This window comes from Actinomycetospora succinea (genome assembly GCF_004363095.1).
GTDB classification, from domain to species: Bacteria; Actinomycetota; Actinomycetes; order Mycobacteriales; family Pseudonocardiaceae; genus Actinomycetospora; species Actinomycetospora succinea.
Genome location: NZ_SNYO01000007.1, coordinates 65,851 through 81,635, shown reverse-complemented (window position 1 = coordinate 81,635; position 15,785 = coordinate 65,851). Strand labels below are relative to the sequence as shown.

15 protein-coding genes are annotated in these 15,785 nt (G+C 74.9%); 6 read left to right on the top strand and 9 right to left on the bottom strand.

Annotation, left to right across the window (positions count from 1 at the left end):
* Window positions 1-158: 158 nt before the first annotated feature.
* From EV188_RS21915 to EV188_RS21905, 3 genes are all read right to left on the bottom strand, one after another.
* Window positions 159-2,339, bottom strand: a complete 2,181-nt coding sequence (locus tag EV188_RS21915; protein WP_243741894.1) for a putative bifunctional diguanylate cyclase/phosphodiesterase — start codon at window positions 2,337-2,339, stop codon at window positions 159-161.
* Window positions 2,332-3,138: an SAM-dependent methyltransferase gene (locus EV188_RS21910; RefSeq protein ID WP_133828442.1), complete on the bottom strand. Its 807-nt coding sequence runs from the start codon at window positions 3,136-3,138 to the stop codon at window positions 2,332-2,334. Before EV188_RS21910 ends, EV188_RS21915 begins: the two co-directional genes overlap by 8 nt.
* A gap of 75 nt (window positions 3,139-3,213) precedes the next feature.
* Complete coding sequence (locus EV188_RS21905) at window positions 3,214-3,615, bottom strand: sterol carrier family protein (RefSeq protein WP_133828441.1); 402 nt, start codon at window positions 3,613-3,615, stop codon at window positions 3,214-3,216.
* Window positions 3,616-3,634: 19 nt separating this feature from the next.
* Here EV188_RS21905 and EV188_RS21900 point away from each other — a divergent pair, with 19 nt between their 5' ends.
* Complete coding sequence (locus tag EV188_RS21900; protein ID WP_133828440.1) at window positions 3,635-4,303, top strand: SGNH/GDSL hydrolase family protein; 669 nt, start codon at window positions 3,635-3,637, stop codon at window positions 4,301-4,303.
* Between the two features lie 22 nt (window positions 4,304-4,325).
* Here EV188_RS21900 and purL read toward each other — a convergent pair whose 3' ends face one another.
* Complete coding sequence (gene purL / locus EV188_RS21895; protein WP_133828605.1) at window positions 4,326-6,623, bottom strand: phosphoribosylformylglycinamidine synthase subunit PurL; 2,298 nt, start codon at window positions 6,621-6,623, stop codon at window positions 4,326-4,328.
* Between the two features lie 384 nt (window positions 6,624-7,007).
* Here purL and EV188_RS21890 point away from each other — a divergent pair, with 384 nt between their 5' ends.
* Window positions 7,008-7,508, top strand: coding sequence for a hypothetical protein (locus EV188_RS21890; protein ID WP_133828439.1), 501 nt, complete (start codon window positions 7,008-7,010; stop codon window positions 7,506-7,508).
* A gap of 36 nt (window positions 7,509-7,544) precedes the next feature.
* Here EV188_RS21890 and purQ read toward each other — a convergent pair whose 3' ends face one another.
* Window positions 7,545-8,240 (bottom strand): phosphoribosylformylglycinamidine synthase subunit PurQ, encoded by a 696-nt coding sequence (gene purQ, locus EV188_RS21885; RefSeq protein WP_133828438.1) that lies wholly within the window; start codon window positions 8,238-8,240, stop codon window positions 7,545-7,547.
* Entirely contained in the window at window positions 8,237-8,473 is a 237-nt protein-coding gene (gene purS / locus EV188_RS21880; RefSeq protein ID WP_133828437.1) for a phosphoribosylformylglycinamidine synthase subunit PurS, read from the bottom strand. The genes purQ and purS overlap by 4 nt, the downstream gene beginning before the upstream one ends.
* A gap of 42 nt (window positions 8,474-8,515) precedes the next feature.
* On the opposite strand from purS, the gene EV188_RS21875 reads away from it, so the two are divergent.
* Window positions 8,516-9,148: an MBL fold metallo-hydrolase gene (locus EV188_RS21875; protein ID WP_133828436.1), complete on the top strand. Its 633-nt coding sequence runs from the start codon at window positions 8,516-8,518 to the stop codon at window positions 9,146-9,148.
* 46 nt (window positions 9,149-9,194) lie between these two features.
* On the opposite strand, the gene EV188_RS21870 is transcribed toward EV188_RS21875, so the two are convergent.
* From EV188_RS21870 to purB, 3 genes are all read right to left on the bottom strand, one after another.
* A complete protein-coding gene (locus EV188_RS21870; RefSeq protein WP_166660013.1) occupies window positions 9,195-9,884 on the bottom strand; it encodes a DUF2334 domain-containing protein in 690 nt (229 codons plus the stop codon).
* 94 nt (window positions 9,885-9,978) lie between these two features.
* On the bottom strand, window positions 9,979-10,878 hold the full coding sequence (locus EV188_RS21865) for a phosphoribosylaminoimidazolesuccinocarboxamide synthase (protein WP_133828434.1): 900 nt from the start codon (window positions 10,876-10,878) through the stop codon (window positions 9,979-9,981).
* Window positions 10,879-10,945: 67 nt separating this feature from the next.
* Window positions 10,946-12,364 (bottom strand): adenylosuccinate lyase, encoded by a 1,419-nt coding sequence (gene purB, locus EV188_RS21860; protein WP_133828604.1) that lies wholly within the window; start codon window positions 12,362-12,364, stop codon window positions 10,946-10,948.
* A 130-nt stretch (window positions 12,365-12,494) separates the two neighbouring features.
* On the opposite strand from purB, the gene EV188_RS21855 reads away from it, so the two are divergent.
* From EV188_RS21855 to EV188_RS21845, 3 genes are read left to right on the top strand one after another with little or no spacing between them, the layout of a single operon-like run.
* Complete coding sequence (locus EV188_RS21855) at window positions 12,495-13,691, top strand: PP2C family protein-serine/threonine phosphatase (RefSeq protein ID WP_133828433.1); 1,197 nt, start codon at window positions 12,495-12,497, stop codon at window positions 13,689-13,691.
* The gene (locus EV188_RS21850) at window positions 13,688-15,340 is read left to right on the top strand and encodes a sensor histidine kinase (RefSeq protein ID WP_243741893.1); all 1,653 of its coding nucleotides are present in this window, start codon (window positions 13,688-13,690) and stop codon (window positions 15,338-15,340) included. Before EV188_RS21855 ends, EV188_RS21850 begins: the two co-directional genes overlap by 4 nt.
* Window positions 15,337-15,774, top strand: coding sequence for a response regulator (locus EV188_RS21845; protein WP_208114334.1), 438 nt, complete (start codon window positions 15,337-15,339; stop codon window positions 15,772-15,774). The genes EV188_RS21850 and EV188_RS21845 overlap by 4 nt, the downstream gene beginning before the upstream one ends.
* Window positions 15,775-15,785: the final 11 nt, after the last annotated feature.

The following is a 15,785-nucleotide window of genomic DNA, read 5'->3' as shown; positions in this document are numbered from 1 at the left end:
AGGTGTGCTGGTTGACGTGGGCCGTGGATCGTTTCCGGCTTCGTCCACCGGGACGGCTCCTTGTCGACGGGGTGCCACGAGTCGTGCCGTGCCCAGACTACGCGCGGCGGGTGTCCCGTGGGCGGGGCGCGCCGCGATCCGCGTCTCAGCCCTCGCCGTCAGGCGCCCAGGAGACCGCCGCCGGGTGTCGCCGCCGGATCCCCGAGCGGGGCGCCGCGGCGCACCATGCGCGCGATGTCGGCGGCCGGCAGCGCGGGGGCGAACAGCCACCCCTGGCCCTCGTCGCACCCGAGCGCGCGCAGCCGCGTCGCCTGCGGCCCGGTCTCCACACCTTCCGCGGTGACCGTGAGGCCGAGCGCGTGACCGAGGGCGACCAGGGTGCCGACGATGACCTCGTCGACGGGGTCGGAGAGCTCCTCCTCGCGCAGACCTTCACCGAACGAGCCGTCGAGCTTGATGACGTCCACGGGGAGCTTGCGCAGGTAGGAGAGGTTCGAGTACCCGGTGCCGAAGTCGTCGACGGCGATGCGCACGCCCATGGCGCGCAGCCCGTCGAGGGCCTTGAGCGGAGCGCCCTCGTCGGCGGTCAGCTCCCGCTCGGTGAGCTCGATCTGCAGACGGTCGGGCCGCAGGCCGGTGCGGTCGAGCAGGTCGGCGATCTCGGAGACGAGCGCGGGCTCGACGAGCTGGCGCTGGGCGACGTTGACGCTGACGAAGGGTGCGGCGTCGCCGAACTCGTCCTGCCAGGCGCGGGCGTCGCGGCACGCGTGCTCGAGCACCCGGCGGCCGAGCTCGACGATGATGCCGGTCTCCTCGGCGGGGCCGATGAACAGCGACGGCGAGAGCACCCCGAGGCGCGGGTGCTGCCAGCGGACCAGGGCCTCGACGCCGCGCACCCGGTGGTCGGCCAGCGAGACCAGCGGCTGGTACAGCACGAAGAACTCGTCGCGGGCGACCGCCGCGGGCAGGGCGGCGGCCAGCGTGAACCGCTCGGTCTCGGCCTCGTCGCGCCCGGGGTCGTGGACCGCCCAGCGCCCGCGGCCCTCGGCCTTCGCGGTGTAGAGCGTGATGTCGGCGGCACGCATCAGCTCGGACGCCGTGGTCTCGCGGACCGCCTGCTCGACGACGCCGATGCTCGCGCCGACGACGAGCTCCTGGCCGGCCAGCGGCAGCGGTGGGGCCAGCGCAGCGAGGACGCGGTCGGCGAGCCCGATCAGCCGGTCGACGCCGTGGGAGTCCTCGACGAGCACCACGAACTCGTCGCCGCCCATGCGCGCGACCAGCTCGCCGTCGGTCACGCAGTCGTCGAGCCGGCGGGCGACCTCCTGGAGCATGCGGTCGCCGACGCTGTGACCCAGGCTGTCGTTGATCGCCTTGAAGCCGTCGAGGTCGAGGAAGCAGACCCCGACCCGGCGCGTCGAGTCCGGGCCCTCCTGGGCGAAGACGCGCTCGAGGCGCCCGGTGAACTTCGCGCGGTTGGCGAGCTTGGTCAGCGGGTCGTGGAAGGCCTGGTACTCGAGGTTCTCCTGGAGCCGGTGCCGCTCGCTGACGTCCTCGAGCATCGCGAGCTGGTAGGTGGGGTTGCCCTCGTGGTCGCGCACCAGCGACAGCGTCAGGTGCCCGACGATCTCCTTGCCGCTGCGGCGGAAGAACCGCTTCTCGAGCCGGAAGTTGTCGATCTCCCCGCGCAGCAGGCGCTCGTAGAGCCGCCAGACCGAGGGCGCGTCGTCGGGGTGGGTGAGGTCGCCGACGGTCAGCCGGCGGAACTCGTCCGCGGTGTGGCCGAACATGCGAGTCATCGCCGGGTTGACCTCGAGGATCCGCCCGTCCATGTCGCCGAGGCCGATGCCGATCGCGGCCTCGTGGAACATCGCGCGGAAGCGGGCCTCGCTGGCGTGCAGCGCCTGCTCGGTGTGGTGGCGCGCCGCGAGCACCGCCCGGCGGATCGCCTCCTGCTCGTCGAGGGTCCGGTCGCGCAGGGCGGCCGCGTAGCCGCCGGCGAGCGTGCCGGTGAGGGCGAGCGACGCCGGGAGCACCGCGGGGCCGAGGAGCGCGGGCAGCTGCTCGGCGAGCAGCAGCACCGTGCGCTCGAGCGTCGCCGGCCCCGTGAAGTGCGCGGAGACGAGCCGCCGGCCGACCTCGGCGCCCGCGTCGGGGCGCGGCGGGTCGGCGAGCACGGCGTCGATCACCAGCCCGGCGAGGTCGCGCAGGTGCGCCTGCAGCTCGTCGGCCGCCATCGGGACGTAGCTGGTCCCCTCGACCTCCTCCGCCCACGCCGTGGCGAGGGCGTCGACGGGGTCGTCCGGGCCGACCGGGCTGCGTCCGGCGGGCTCAGTCACGACGTCCCACGGCGGCGTACCCGGTGAAGCGCTCGGGGTGCTCGAGCACGGCCGACGGGTCGTCCGGGCGCCACTCCGGGAGGAACACCAGGCCCGGGTCGACGAGCGTGAAGCCGTCGAGGAGCGCGGCGACCTCGTCGCGGGTGCGCATCCGCATCGGGGTGGCGGTGCGCCGGTAGAGCGCCTGGTGGTCGTCGGCGCGGTCGGGGGCGCCGTCGGCGCTGGCGTGACTGATGACCAGGTGGCTGCCCGGCGGCATCGCCTCGCGGTAGCGACCCAGGACCTCGCCGGGGCGGCGCTCGTCGTCGACGAAGTGCAGCAGCGCGACCACGAGCACGCCGACGGGCCGCGAGAAGTCGATCAGCGACCGGGTGACCGGGTCGTCGAGGACGGCCGCGACCTGCGTGAAGTCGCCGTGCACGACGCCGGTGCGCGGGTCGTCGGCCAGCAGGGCGCGGGAGTGGGCGACGGCGACCGGGTCGATGTCGACGTAGACCACCCGGGCGTCCGGGCGCGCGGCCTGGGCGACCTCGTGGACGTTGCCGACCGTCGGGATGCCCGACCCGATGTCGAGGAACTGGTCGATGCCCTGGTCGGCCAGGTGGCGCACCGCCCGCCGCAGGAAGGCGCGGTTGGCCTGCATGATGCGCGGCAGCTCGGGCCAGTCGGCGACGGCCCGGGCGGCCATGGCCCGGTCGACCGCGAAGTTGTGGAGACCGCCCAGGTAGTAGTCGTAGACCCGGGCGGCGCTGGGTCTGTCGATGTCCACCTCGTCGGGAGCCCAGCTCGGCCGCTGCACCCGGCCCCCTTCCCGTTCCCGTCCCCGGCCGTCACGGTCCGGTGATGGGCATCGTACGGGCGCAACCGGGTCGGCTCAGCCGTTCTCACACCTTCGGTGCACGTCCACCACCGGGAGCCATCGCGCGATCTCCGGCGCCCGGTGCCCGGACGCGGACACCCGGTCCGCCGCCGCGTCCCAGCTCAGCAGCCCGAGCGCGAGCGCCAGCCAGGTCGCGGCATCGGTCTCGACGACGTTCGGCGGCGTCCCGCGGGTGTGGCGCGGCCCCTCGATGCACTGGACGGCGCCGAACGGCGGCACCCGGACCTCGACCGAATGCCCGGGCGCGGCGTGCTCGAGCGTGCGCAGGGACGACCGGACGGCGGCGGCGAGCACGGGGCGCGCCGGGCGCTCGTGGGCGTCGGGGTCGGCGACCCAGGGCGCGACCGCGAGCAGGTCCTCGCGCACCTGCGCGGGGTCGGGGGCTCGGCGGGGCACGGTCGTCCAGGATAGGCGGGTGCCGCGCGTCCGCTCCCTCGTCCTCACCGCTGTCCTGGGTCTCGTGCTCGTGCAGGTCCGCCGGCTGCGCCTCGCCACGACGATGGAGACCGACCACGCGGCCTACTGGCGGCGCCGGGGGCGCAGCCCGGGCGACGTGGTGCTCGTGGCGCTCGGGGACTCGCTCGCCCAGGGCCTGGGCGCGGTGCACCCCGAGCGCTCGTGGGCGGGGCGGCTCGCCGACGCGATCGAGGCGCGCGACGGCGTGCGCGTGCGTGTGGTCAACCTCGGCGTCGTCGGGGCGACGGTGGCCGACGTGCTGGCCTCGCAGCTGTCCGCGGTGCCGGCCGACGCGACCGTCGTCGCCCTCGCCGTGGGCACCAACGACGCCGCCCAGGACGTCGCGCCCGAGGACTTCCGCCGCGACCTCGACGCCGTGTGCGCGGCCCTGCCCGCCGGCGCGCTCGTCGCCGACGTCCCGGACCTGCAGCGCGGCGCCCCACAGCGCAACGCCGTCCGCCTGGCGGCCGTGGCGCGCGAGGTGGTCGCCGCCCACCCGGGGCTGCGCCCCGTGGCGCTGGAAGCCGCGACGCACCGGATGCGGCTCTGGGAGGTCGGGCCGGACCTCGCGCACCCGAACGGGCGCGGCTACGCCCGCTACGGGCGCGCGTTCGTCGCGGCGCTGTAGATCCGGTCGCCGCTGTCCCGGCTCAGCCCAGGACGGCGGGGAGGGTGGCCTCGCCGAGGGCGCGGAGCTCGGCGAGCGGGAGGTCGTCGACGCCCTCGATGCGCAGGGTGTCCCCGCCGACCTCGCCGAGGCGCGCGGCCGCCTGGCCGGCCTCGGCGCAGCGACGGGCGAGCTCCGCCTCGTCGCCCGGGGCCACCGTGACGAGCATCCGCGCGCCGCTCTCGGAGAAGAGCACGGTCGCGACGTCGAGGCCGGGCGCCGGGGGCAGGGTCACCGACGCACCCCGGTTCGTGGCGAGCGCCGCCTCGACGAGCGCCTGGGCCAGCCCGCCGTCGGAGAGGTCGTGCGAGCCCGAGAGCAGGCCGTCGGCCGCCGCACCGGCCACGAGCGCGGCGAGGCGGGCCTCCGCGGCGAGGTCCACCCGGGGCGGGAGGCCGCCGAGGTGGTCGTGCACCACGCCGGCCCAGGTCGAACCGTCGAGCTCGTCGCGGGTCTCGCCGAGCAGCCACACCGCGTCGCGCGGCTCCCCGAACCCGTGCGGGACGGCCCGGGCCACGTCCTCGAGGATCCCGAGCACGCCGACCACCGGCGTCGGCAGGATCGCCGCGCTGCCGGTCTGGTTGTAGAAGCTGACGTTGCCGCCGGTCACCGGCAGGCCCAGCGCCGCGCAGGCGTCCGCGAGGCCCGCGACGGCCTCGGCGAACTGCCACATCACGGCGGGGTCCTCGGGCGAGCCGAAGTTCAGGCAGTCGGTGACCGCCACCGGCACCGCACCGGACGACGCCACGTTGCGCACCGACTCGGCCAGCGCGAGCTGCGCGCCGGTCCGCGGGTCGAGCTGGCAGAAGCGGGCGTTGGCGTCGATCGACACCGCCACCCCGCGCCCGCCGGCCTCGTCGACGCGCACCACGCCGGCGTCGGCCGGGGTCGCCGCGGTGGTGTTGCCGCGGACGTAGCGGTCGTACTGCTCGGTCACCCAGGTCCGCGGCGCGAGGGCGGGCGAGGCGACGAGGGCGCGGATCTGCCCGGCGATCTCGTCGGGCGCCGACGGGCGCGGGCGCCCGGCGACCGTGTCGGCCTGCAGCGCGTCCTGCCACTCCGGGCGGGCGTAGGGCCGCTGGTAGACGGGGCCGTCGTGGGCGACGGTGCGCGGCGGGACGTCGACGACGGTCTCGCCGTGGTGGGTGATGCGCAGGCGGTCACCGTCGGTGACCTCGCCGATGACGGTGGCCGTGACGTCCCAGCGCCGGCAGACCGCCATGAACGCGTCGACGTTCTTGGGCGTGACGACCGCGCACATCCGCTCCTGCGACTCGCTGGAGAGGATCTCGGCGGCGGTCATGTCGGCGGCGCGCAGCGGGACGGTGTCGAGGTCGACGTCCATGCCGCCGTCGCCGGCGCTCGCGAGCTCGCTCGTCGCGCACGACAGCCCCGCGCCGCCGAGGTCCTGGATGCCGACGACGAGCCCCGCGCCGAAGAGCTCGAGGCAGCACTCGATGAGCACCTTCTCGGCGAAGGGGTCGCCGACCTGGACGCTGGGCAGCTTCTTGCGGCCGGTGTCCTCGGCGAACGTCTCGGACGCGAGCACCGAGACCCCGCCGATGCCGTCGAGACCCGTGCGGGCGCCGAACAGCACGATCTTGTTGCCCGCACCGGAGGCGAACGCCAGGTGCAGGTCCTCGTGGCGCAGGACGCCGACGCACAGGGCGTTGACGAGCGGGTTGCCGGAGTAGCTGGGGTCGAAGACGACCTCGCCGCCGATGTTGGGCAGGCCCAGGCAGTTGCCGTAGAAGCCGACGCCGGAGACGACGCCGGGCAGCACGCGCGCGGTGTCCGGGGCGTCGAGCGGGCCGACGCGCAGCCCGTCCATCACGGCGACCGGGCGGGCGCCCATCGCCATGATGTCGCGGACGATCCCGCCGACGCCGGTGGCCGCGCCCTGGTGGGGCTCGACGTACGACGGGTGGTTGTGCGACTCGATCTTGAAGGTGACCGCCCAGCCGTCGCCGACGTCGACCACGCCCGCGTTCTCGCCGATGCCGGCGAGCAGGCGCGCCCGCATGGCCTCGGTGGTCGTGTCGCCGAAGCGGCGCAGGTGGACCTTGGAGGACTTGTAGGAGCAGTGCTCCGACCACATCACCGAGTACATGGCCAGCTCGGCCTCGGTGGGGCGGCGGCCGAGGATGTCCCGGATGCGGGCGTACTCCTCGTCGCGCAGACCGAGCGCGGCGTGCGGCTGCGGTTCGGCGGGGGTGGCGACGGCGTGGTCCACCGTGTCGACGGGCGGGGCCGACGAGGGAGCGGGCGGGGAGGACTGCACGGGCGCGGCGGCGGCGGCCGGACCCTGGGGGACGGTCACACCGACGAGGGTAGGCGTCCTCGTCGCGGGGTGACCGGGGCCGTCGCCGGCGCCCCGGACGGGCGGTCACGGGGCACTGAGAGCCGCGTCACTCGACCCGCGTACGGCGAACGAACCGTTACCCACGATGTGCGGTCGGTAAACACCGCCGGCCTCACCTCACCGACACCATCGACCGCCGTACGCCACACGCCCACCGTGTGCACCGCCACTCAGCCCATCTTTCAGGGCCCTTCGCTCGATCGGATGGCCGCTCGCTGTCCGCCGCCGACGTTTCGTCGCGACACGGCGGAGGCGTGTCGGTGAAATCCCGGGGGTGTCGGACCCTCGATACATCATGGAGCCATGACCACCGCCTCCGCTTCCTCGGCGACCGGATCGGCCTCCGGTGACGCGGCCGGCACGCCGGGAGCCGGCGACGCCCTCGCCGGGCTCCACCTCATCCTCGACCGTGAGCTCCTCGGCGTCCGCCGTCACGAGCTCGAGCTCGCGGGCCGCGTGCCCGAGAGCGTCCGGCCGCACGTCGACGCCTCCGCCGGGATGCTCGAGTTCCTCGTCGACGACGGTTCCGGCGGCGTCGTGGTCCTCGCGCTCGCGCCCGGCGCGCGCGGCGACACGGTGGTGCCGCTGCTCCCCGCGGCGCAGCCCACCGAGCCCGGCGGCCGGGACGTCTCGGCCGACGAGCCGTTCGACGAGATCGTCGGCGAGGCCGTCGAGGACGTGTCGCGCCTGCTCACCCACGTCGAGCACCCCGACGAGATGCGCGGGCTCGTGCTGCACCTCGGCGGGCGGATGCTGATGGTCTACGCCGACCTGTGGGAGCTCCGCGTCACGCTGTTGCCGTAGACCCCCGCAACGATCGGCCCCGCGGTCGCTCCTCCGTCACGCCCGCGCCGCCATCGGCGGGGGAGGTGCCGTGATACGGCTCAGGACCGAGGTGAAGAGGCCCAGGCCGTCGGTGCCCGGGCCGGTGAGCGCGTCGATGGCGTGCTCGGGGTGCGGCATGAGGCCGACGACGCGGCCGTCGGCGGAGCTGATGCCGGCGATGTCGCGCAGCGCGCCGTTGGGCGCGGGCTCCGTGTAGCGGAACACCACGCGGCCCTCGGCCTCGAGCGCGTCGAGGGTCGCGTCGTCGGCGACGTAGCGGCCCTCGCCCGACTTCAGCGGCACGGTGATCTGCTGGCCCACCGTGAACGCCGAGGTCCACGCCGTGTCGGCCTCCACGCGCAGCCCGACCTCGCGGCACACGAACCGCAGCCCGTGGTTGCGCACGAGCGCGCCCGGCAGCAGCCCCGCCTCGCAGAGGATCTGGAAGCCGTTGCAGATGCCGAGCACGGGCATCCCGGCGCGCCCGGCCTCGACGACCGGGCCCATCACCGGCGAGCGGGCGGCGATCGCGCCGGCGCGCAGGTAGTCGCCGTAGGAGAACCCGCCGGGCACGACCACGGCGTCGACCCCGCGCAGGTCGGCGTCGTCGTGCCACAGGCTCACGGCCTCGGCGCCGGCGTAGCGCACGGCGCGGGCGGCGTCGACGTCGTCGAGCGTGCCGGGGAACGTGATCACCCCGATACGACTCACTGCACCCTCCGCACGACCCACTCCTCGATCACCGGGTTGGCCAGCAGCGTGCCGGCGATGTGCTCGAGCTCGGCGTCGCCGACGGTGTCGTCGACCTCGAGCTCGAAGTGCTTGCCCTGACGGACGTCGGCCACGCCGCCGACACCCAGGCGACCCATCGCGCGGGCCACGGCCTGGCCCTGCGGGTCGAGGATCTCGGCCTTGGGCAGGACGTCCACGATCACGCGTGCCACGCCCTCCAGGTTACCGGGGCGCCGCGGGGGAACTCGGGTGGCGTGGAACTCGCTCACCTCGGTCATGCGTGCGTGCTCGCCGACACCGGCGCGGCCCGCCTCCTGTTCGATCCCGGCGCCTTCTCGCAGGGCTACGAGACCCTCGAGGGCCTCGACGCCGTGCTGATCACCCACCAGCACTTCGACCACCTCGACGTCGAGAAGCTGCCGGCGCTGCTCGAGCGGAACCCCGGCGCCGAGCTCGTCGTCGACCCGGGCACCGCCGAGCAGCTCCGCGAGCACGACATCGCCCACACGGTCCGCGAGCCCGGCGAGACGTTCACCGTCGGCGGCGCGAGCATCGAGGTCGTCGGCCACGACCACGCCGTGATCCACCCCGACATCCCGCGCATCCGCAACAACGGCTACCTGCTCGACGGCACCGTGCTGCACCCCGGCGACGCCTTCACCGTGCCCGAGCGCACCCCCGATGTGCTGCTCCTGCCCACGGCGGCGCCGTGGCTCAAGGTCTCGGAGGCCGTCGACTACCTGCGCGCGGTCGCGCCGCCGCTCGCCGTGCCGATCCACGAGGCCGTGCTCGCGAACCCCGAGCTGCACTACGGGATGTTCCGCAATCTCGCTCCCCAGGGCACCGAGGTCCGCGTCGCGCCGCGCGGGGAGGGCTTCGCCACGTGAGTGGAATGGGTCGCCGTGGCGACCCATTTCACTCACGTGCGCAGCATCAGGCCGTGATCGACCAGTGCTCGGGGTCGCCGGCGAGGCGGGGGCGGCGGGGGCCGCGGCGGGGCACGAGCTCGCCCGCCCCGAGCGGCGTCGCGCCGCCGGCGAGGGCGGCGTCGACGAGGGCCTCGGCCGTGCTCAGCGGGACGCCGACCGGCAGGGCGAGGTGCACGAGGTCGGACTCGACGCGTCGGCGAGCGGGACGCAGCGACTCGGCACGCCGGGGCTCGCTGCCGACGACCGGGCCGCGCCAGGAGCGGGTGACCGCGCCGTCGGCGCCGAGGCGGTGCACGCCGGCGTCGTCGACGAGCAGGCCGAGGTCGGCGGCCGCGAGCGCGGCGCGCGTGCCGGGCGAGACCGCCCAGCCCGGGGCGGCGAACCCGTCGACGGCGAGACCGAGGGCGTCGCGCGAGCGCAGCGCAGCGGTGAGGCGCAGGCCGGCCTCGTGGGCCGGCAGACGCCGGTAGGGGCGGCCGGACTCCACGTCGGGCCGGGTGCCGTGGAGCAGCGCCGCGTCACCGACGCGGCGGCGGGCGGTCGCCCAGGCGGCGACCTCGGGGTGCGGGCGCGGCCCGACCAGCCAGGTGGCGGGCACGCGGCGGGCATCGAGGGCGTCGGCGAGCGCGACGGCGGCGTCCAGCGGCGCGCCGGGCTGAAGGCCCGACACCGACACGATCAGACGGGTGGTCACGTGTCCCATGAGGCCAGCCGGAGATGCCGCCCGTGCGTCCGGGGGGTGAACACGGCGGCTCGGGTCGGCGACGGCCGAACGCCCAGCGCACGCCTCAGACGGCGGGGGGCCACTCGCGGCCGGTGAGGCGCGTGTAGGCCTCGATGTAGCGCTCGCGGGTGGCCATGATCACGTCGTCGGGCAGGGGCGGCGGCGCCTCGCCGGAGTGACGGTCCCACCCGGACGCGGGCGAGGTGAGCCACTCGCGGACGTACTGCTTGTCGAAGCTCGGCTGCACCGCGCCCGGGGCGTAGCCCTCGGCGGGCCAGAAGCGCGACGAGTCCGGCGTGAGCACCTCGTCGCCGAGCACCAGCGTGCCGTCCGGCGAGAGCCCGAACTCGAGCTTCGTGTCGGCGAGGATCAGGCCCCGCGACGCCGCGTACGCCGCGCCGCGCGCGTAGATCGCGAGGGTCTGGTCGCGCAGGGTGCCGGCGAGCTCGCGCCCGACCTGCGCCGCGACCGTCTCGAAGTCGACGTTCTCGTCGTGCTCGCCCATCGCGGCCTTCGTCGCCGGCGTGAAGATCGGCGACGGGAGCATGCTCGCCTCGGTGAGCCCGTCGGGCAGCGGGACGCCGCACACCGCGCCGTCGCGGCGGTAGTCGACCGTGCCCGAGCCCGCGAGGTAGCCGCGGGCGACGCACTCCACCGGGATCATCTCGAGGCGGCGCACGAGCAGCGCGCGCCCGCGGACCTCCTCGGGGATGCGCTCGTCGCGTGCGGCGACCAGGTGGTGGGCCACCGGCGGCGAGGCGATGTCGGCCCCGCCGAGGAGCTCGAACCAGAACACGCTCATCGCCGTCAGCACGCGGCCCTTGTCCGGGATCGGCGTGGACAGGACGTGGTCGAACGCCGAGATCCGGTCGGACGCGACGAGCAGCAGCGTATCGTCGTCGACCTCGTAGAGGTCCCGGACCTTGCCGGAGGCCAGGTGCGGGTACGAGCTCAGCGAGACCACGGGCGCGGAGGTTACGGGAGACAGAGATCAGGGGAGCACGCCGATGGGGGAGCGGAGCTCGACCCTCTTAGAGGATGGGCGCCGGCGCGTACGCCGCCGCGTCCGGGTGATCGGCGACGATCGCGTCGACCCGGCGGACGATCTCCGCGACCTGCGCCTCGGCGGCGCCGACGAAGGCGCGGGGGTCGCCGACGGCCGTGTCGAGGTCGGCGGACGAGAGCCCGAGGCGGGCGTCGGCGCCGAGCCGGGCGAGCAGGTCGTTGCCCTCGGCGCCCTTCTCGCGCATGTCCAGGGCCACCGCGCGGGCGTGCTCGGAGATGATCTCGTGCCCGGTCTCGCGGCCGACCCCGGCGCGCACCGCGGCCATGAGCACCGCGGTGGTCGCGAGGAACGGCAGGTAGCGGTCGAGCTCGCGGGCGATCACGGCCGGGTACGCGCCGAACTCGTCGAGGACGGTCAGGATCGTCTCGAGCAGCCCGTCGATCGCGAAGAACGCGTCGGGCAGGGCGACGCGGCGCACGACCGAGTCGGACACGTCGCCCTCGTTCCACTGCGCGCCCGCGAGCTCGCCGACCATGGCCGCGTTGCCGCGCAGCACCACCGCGAGCCCGTTGACGCGCTCGCACGAGCGGGTGTTCATCTTGTGCGGCATCGCCGACGAACCCACCTGGCCCGGGCGGAAGCCCTCGGTGACGAGCTCCTGGCCCGCCATGAGCCGGATCGTCGTCGCCAGCGAGGACGGGCCGGCCGCGAGCTGGACCAGCGCGGTGAGCACGTCCTGGTCGAGCGAGCGCGGGTAGACCTGCCCGACGCTGGTGAGGACCTCGGTGAACCCCAGGTGCCCGGCGACGCGGCGCTCCAGCTCCGCCAGCTTCTCCGACGAGCCGCCGAGCAGGCCGAGCATGTCCTGGGCCGTGCCGACCGGGCCCTTGATCCCGCGCAGCGGGTAGCGCTCGATCAGCTCCGTCACGCGCCGGTACGCCACGAGCGTCTCGTCGGCGGCGCTCGCGAAGCGCTTGCCCAGCGTGGTGGCCTGCGCGGCGACGTTGTGGCTGCGCCCGGCCATGACGAGCTCGGCGTTCTCCCCGGCGCGGCGGGCCAGGCGGGCGAGCACGGCGACGGTCTTGTCGGCGACGAGGTGCAGGGAGTCGCGGATCTGCAGCTGCTCGACGTTCTCGGTGAGGTCGCGGCTGGTCATGCCCTTGTGGGCGTGCTGGTGGCCGGCGAGCGCGTCGAACTCCTCGATGCGCGCCTTCACGTCGTGGCGGGTCACCCGCTCGCGCTCCGCGATGGACGCGAGGTCGACGCGGTCGACCACGGCGCGGTAGTCCTCGAGCACGCCGTCGGGCACGTCGACCCCGAGCTCGCGCTGGGCGGTGAGCACCGCGATCCACAGCTCGCGCTCGAGGACGATCTTGCGCTCGGGCGACCACAGACCGGTCAGCTCCGGGGAGGCGTACCGCGCGGCGAGCACGTTCGGGACCATCGGACCACTCACTCGGCCGAGCCTACGGGCCGGTCGGCGCACGCACCGTCGGCCGCACCCGGTCCGGGCATCGGTGCCGACTACGGTCGAGAGGCCCGTGAGTAGGTCGGGAGCAGGGAGAGGGGGGCGGATGGATCCGGTGGAGACCGACTCGTCCGCGCCCCTGCGCGTCCTGCTCGTCGAGGACGACGACGCCGACGCCGTCCTCGTCACCGAGCACTTCGCCGACGCCGACCTCACCGTCGACCTCGCGCGCGCCACCTCGCTGGCCGAGGCCGAGGCACTGCTCGACGGCGACGTCGACGCCCTCGACTGCGTGCTGCTGGACCTCGCGCTGCCCGACGCCGAGGGTTTCGACGGCCTGCGCCGGCTGCTGCATCTCGACGGGCCGGCGGTGCTCGTGCTCACCGGGCGACGCGACGAGTCGCTCGGTGCCGACGCGGTGGGGGTCGGCGCGCAGGACTACCTCGTCAAGGACGCGGTCGACGGGCCCGCGCTGGCCCGCGCGGTGCGCTACGCCGTCGAGCGCCGGCGCAGCGACTCGGTACGCCGGGCGCTGCGCGACGCCAAGCTCCGCGCCGACGAGAACGCCCGCCTCGAGCGCGGCCTGCTCCCCACGCCGCTGCTCGACGACCCGTCGATGCAGATCCTCGCCCGCTACGAACCGGGCTCCGAGCAGACGCTGCTCGGCGGCGACTTCTACGACGTCGTCGAGAGCTCCGACGGCCGCCTGCACGCCGTGGTGGGCGACGTCTGCGGGCACGGGCCCGACGAGGCCGCGCTCGGGGTCAGCCTGCGCATCGCGTGGCGCACGCTCGTGCTCTCGGGCATCGACCCGGAGCGCGTCCTGCCGACGATGCACGCGCTGCTGGTCAGCGAGCGCAACCACCCGACGCTGTTCACCACGCTGGCCGCCGTCACCGTCGACGCCACCCGCTCCCGGCTGACGCTGCGCCTGGCCGGCCACCCGCCGCCCGCGCTCGTCGGCGAGGGCGACGACACCCGGCTCCTGCCCAACGACCGCCTGGGCCTGCCGCTGGGCATCGGCGCCGGCAACGACCGCAGCTGGCCGCCGCTGGAGATCGAGCTCCCGCCCAAGTGGGCGCTGATGCTCTACACCGACGGGCTGATCGAGGGCCGCCAGGAGTCCGGCGACGTCCTGTGGACCGACGGGCTCCACGAGCTCCTCTGCGAGGTGACCGCGAGCCCTCCTCCGTGGCGCGACGACCCCGGGGCGATGCTGGACACCGTGATGGAACGGGTGCGGTCGCTGTCGACGGCGCAGACCGACGACGTGGCCGCCGTGCTGCTGGTGTCCGACCGGTGAGCGCGCCGACGATCGGGGCCGACGAGCGGGCGCCGGACGCCGGCGACGCTCCCCCGTCGACGGCCGCGCGCCCGCGACGCCGGGTGCGGGAGGGCCTGGGCCGCTGGTCGCTGGCCCGGATCCTCGTCGTCACCGGGTCGGTCGTGGCGGTCCTCCTGGTGCTCGCCGCGGTCATCGGGGCGATCGGGCTCTCGGTGCTCGGCGACCGGCGCGTCGAGCTCGTCGACGAGATCGGCCCCGCGCTCGTCGCCACCCAGCAGCTCGACGCGGCCACGGTCAACCAGGAGACCGGCGTCCGGGGCTACGCCCTGGCCCGGAGCCCGGACTTCCTCCTGCCCTACGAGCAGGGGCGCGCCGAGGAGGCGCGCCTGATCCCCGCGATCCGGGCCCTCGAGGCGAACCAGCCCGAGGCCCTCGGCGACCTCGCGGCCGTCGAGGCGGCGACCACCCGCTGGCGGGCGGTCTACGCCGACCCCACCGTCGAGGCCGTCGGCCGCGGGGCGCCGGGCCTGCCCCCGGAGGCCGGCAAGGCCGCCTTCGACGAGGTCCGCGCGGCGGTCGACGCCCAGCGGGACCGCCTGCTCGCGCTGCGCGACGAGGCCCGCGACGCCCTCGGCCGGGCGGCGACCACGCTCGCGGTCATCGGCGTCGTCACGATGCTCGGCCTGGCGCTGGGCATCGCGGGCCTGCTGCTGTGGCTGCGCCGCGTCGTCGTGGTGCCCACCCGCCGCCTCGCGGGCGAGGTGCGGGAGGTGGTCGACGGCGACCTCGACCACCACGTCACCGCCGCCGGGCCGCGCGAGATCAGCGAGCTGGGCGAGGACGTCGAGGCCATGCGCGTGCTCATCGTCCGCGAGCTCGCGGACACCGAGCGGGCCCGCGCGGAGCTCGACGCCCGCAGCCACGAGCTCGCCCGGTCCAACTCCGACCTCGAGCAGTTCGCCTACGTCGCGTCGCACGACCTCCAGGAGCCGCTGCGCAAGGTCGCGAGCTTCTGCCAGCTCCTGCAGCGCCGCTACGCGGGCCAGCTCGACGAGCGCGCCGACCAGTACATCGAGTTCGCCTCCGACGGCGCCAAGCGCATGCAGGTGCTGATCAACGACCTGCTCGCCTTCTCCCGGGTGGGGCGCCAGGGCGACCCGATGGAGGAGGTCGACCTCAACCGCCTGGTCGACCGCGCCGTCGAGAACGTGGCGGGCGCGCTGGAGGAGGCGGGCGGCACCGTCGAGCACGGCGACCTGCCCCGCGTGTCCGGCGCGCCGGCCCTGCTCACCACCGTGTTCCAGAACCTGCTGGGCAACTCGCTGAAGTTCCGCGGCGACGAGCCGCCGCGGCTGCGGGTGGACGCCGAGCGCGAGCCGGACGCCGACCGCTGGCTCCTGCGGTTCAGCGACAACGGGATCGGGATCGACCCGGAGTACGCCGAGCGGATCTTCGTCATCTTCCAGCGGCTGCACGCCCGCAACGCCTATCCCGGGACCGGGATCGGGCTGGCGATGTGTCGCAAGATCGTCGAGCACCACGGCGGCGCCATGTGGCTGGAAGCGCACCCGCCGCCCGGCACCACCTTCGTCATCGCCCTCCCCGCCCTGCCGGAGAGCGCGCCCACCGTCGAGCCCGCCGGATCCGCCCTGGAGGCCGCCCCGTGACCGAGCCGCTGACCGAGATCGACGTCCTGCTCGTCGAGGACGACGCCGGCGACGTCCTCATGACCCAGGAGGCGTTCGAGCACCACAAGCTGCGCAACCAGCTGCACGTGGTGTCCGACGGCGTCGAGGCGCTGTCGTTCCTGCGCCGCGAGGGCGAGTTCCCCGACGCGCCGCGGCCCGGGCTGATCCTGCTCGACCTCAACCTGCCCCGGAAGGACGGGCGCGAGGTGCTGGAGGAGGTCAAGAACGACGAGTCGCTGCGCAGTATCCCGATCGTCGTGCTGACCACCTCGCAGGCCGAGGAGGACATCCTGCGCAGCTACAACCTCCACGCCAACGCCTACGTCGCCAAGCCCGTCGACTTCGAGCGGTTCATCGACGTCATCCGGCAGATCGACGACTTCTTCGTCTCGGTGGTGAAGCTGCCGCGATGATGGCTCCGCCA

Bases quoted from the DNA above. Each gene is read 5' to 3' on its own strand.
- EV188_RS21890 (WP_133828439.1), top strand. From the start codon at position 7,008: ATGACCACCGCCTCCGCTTCCTCGGCGACCGGATCGGCCTCCGGTGAC.
- purB (WP_133828604.1), bottom strand. From the start codon at position 12,364: ATGGTCCCGAACGTGCTCGCCGCGCGGTACGCCTCCCCGGAGCTGACC.
- EV188_RS21855 (WP_133828433.1), top strand. From the start codon at position 12,495: ATGGATCCGGTGGAGACCGACTCGTCCGCGCCCCTGCGCGTCCTGCTC.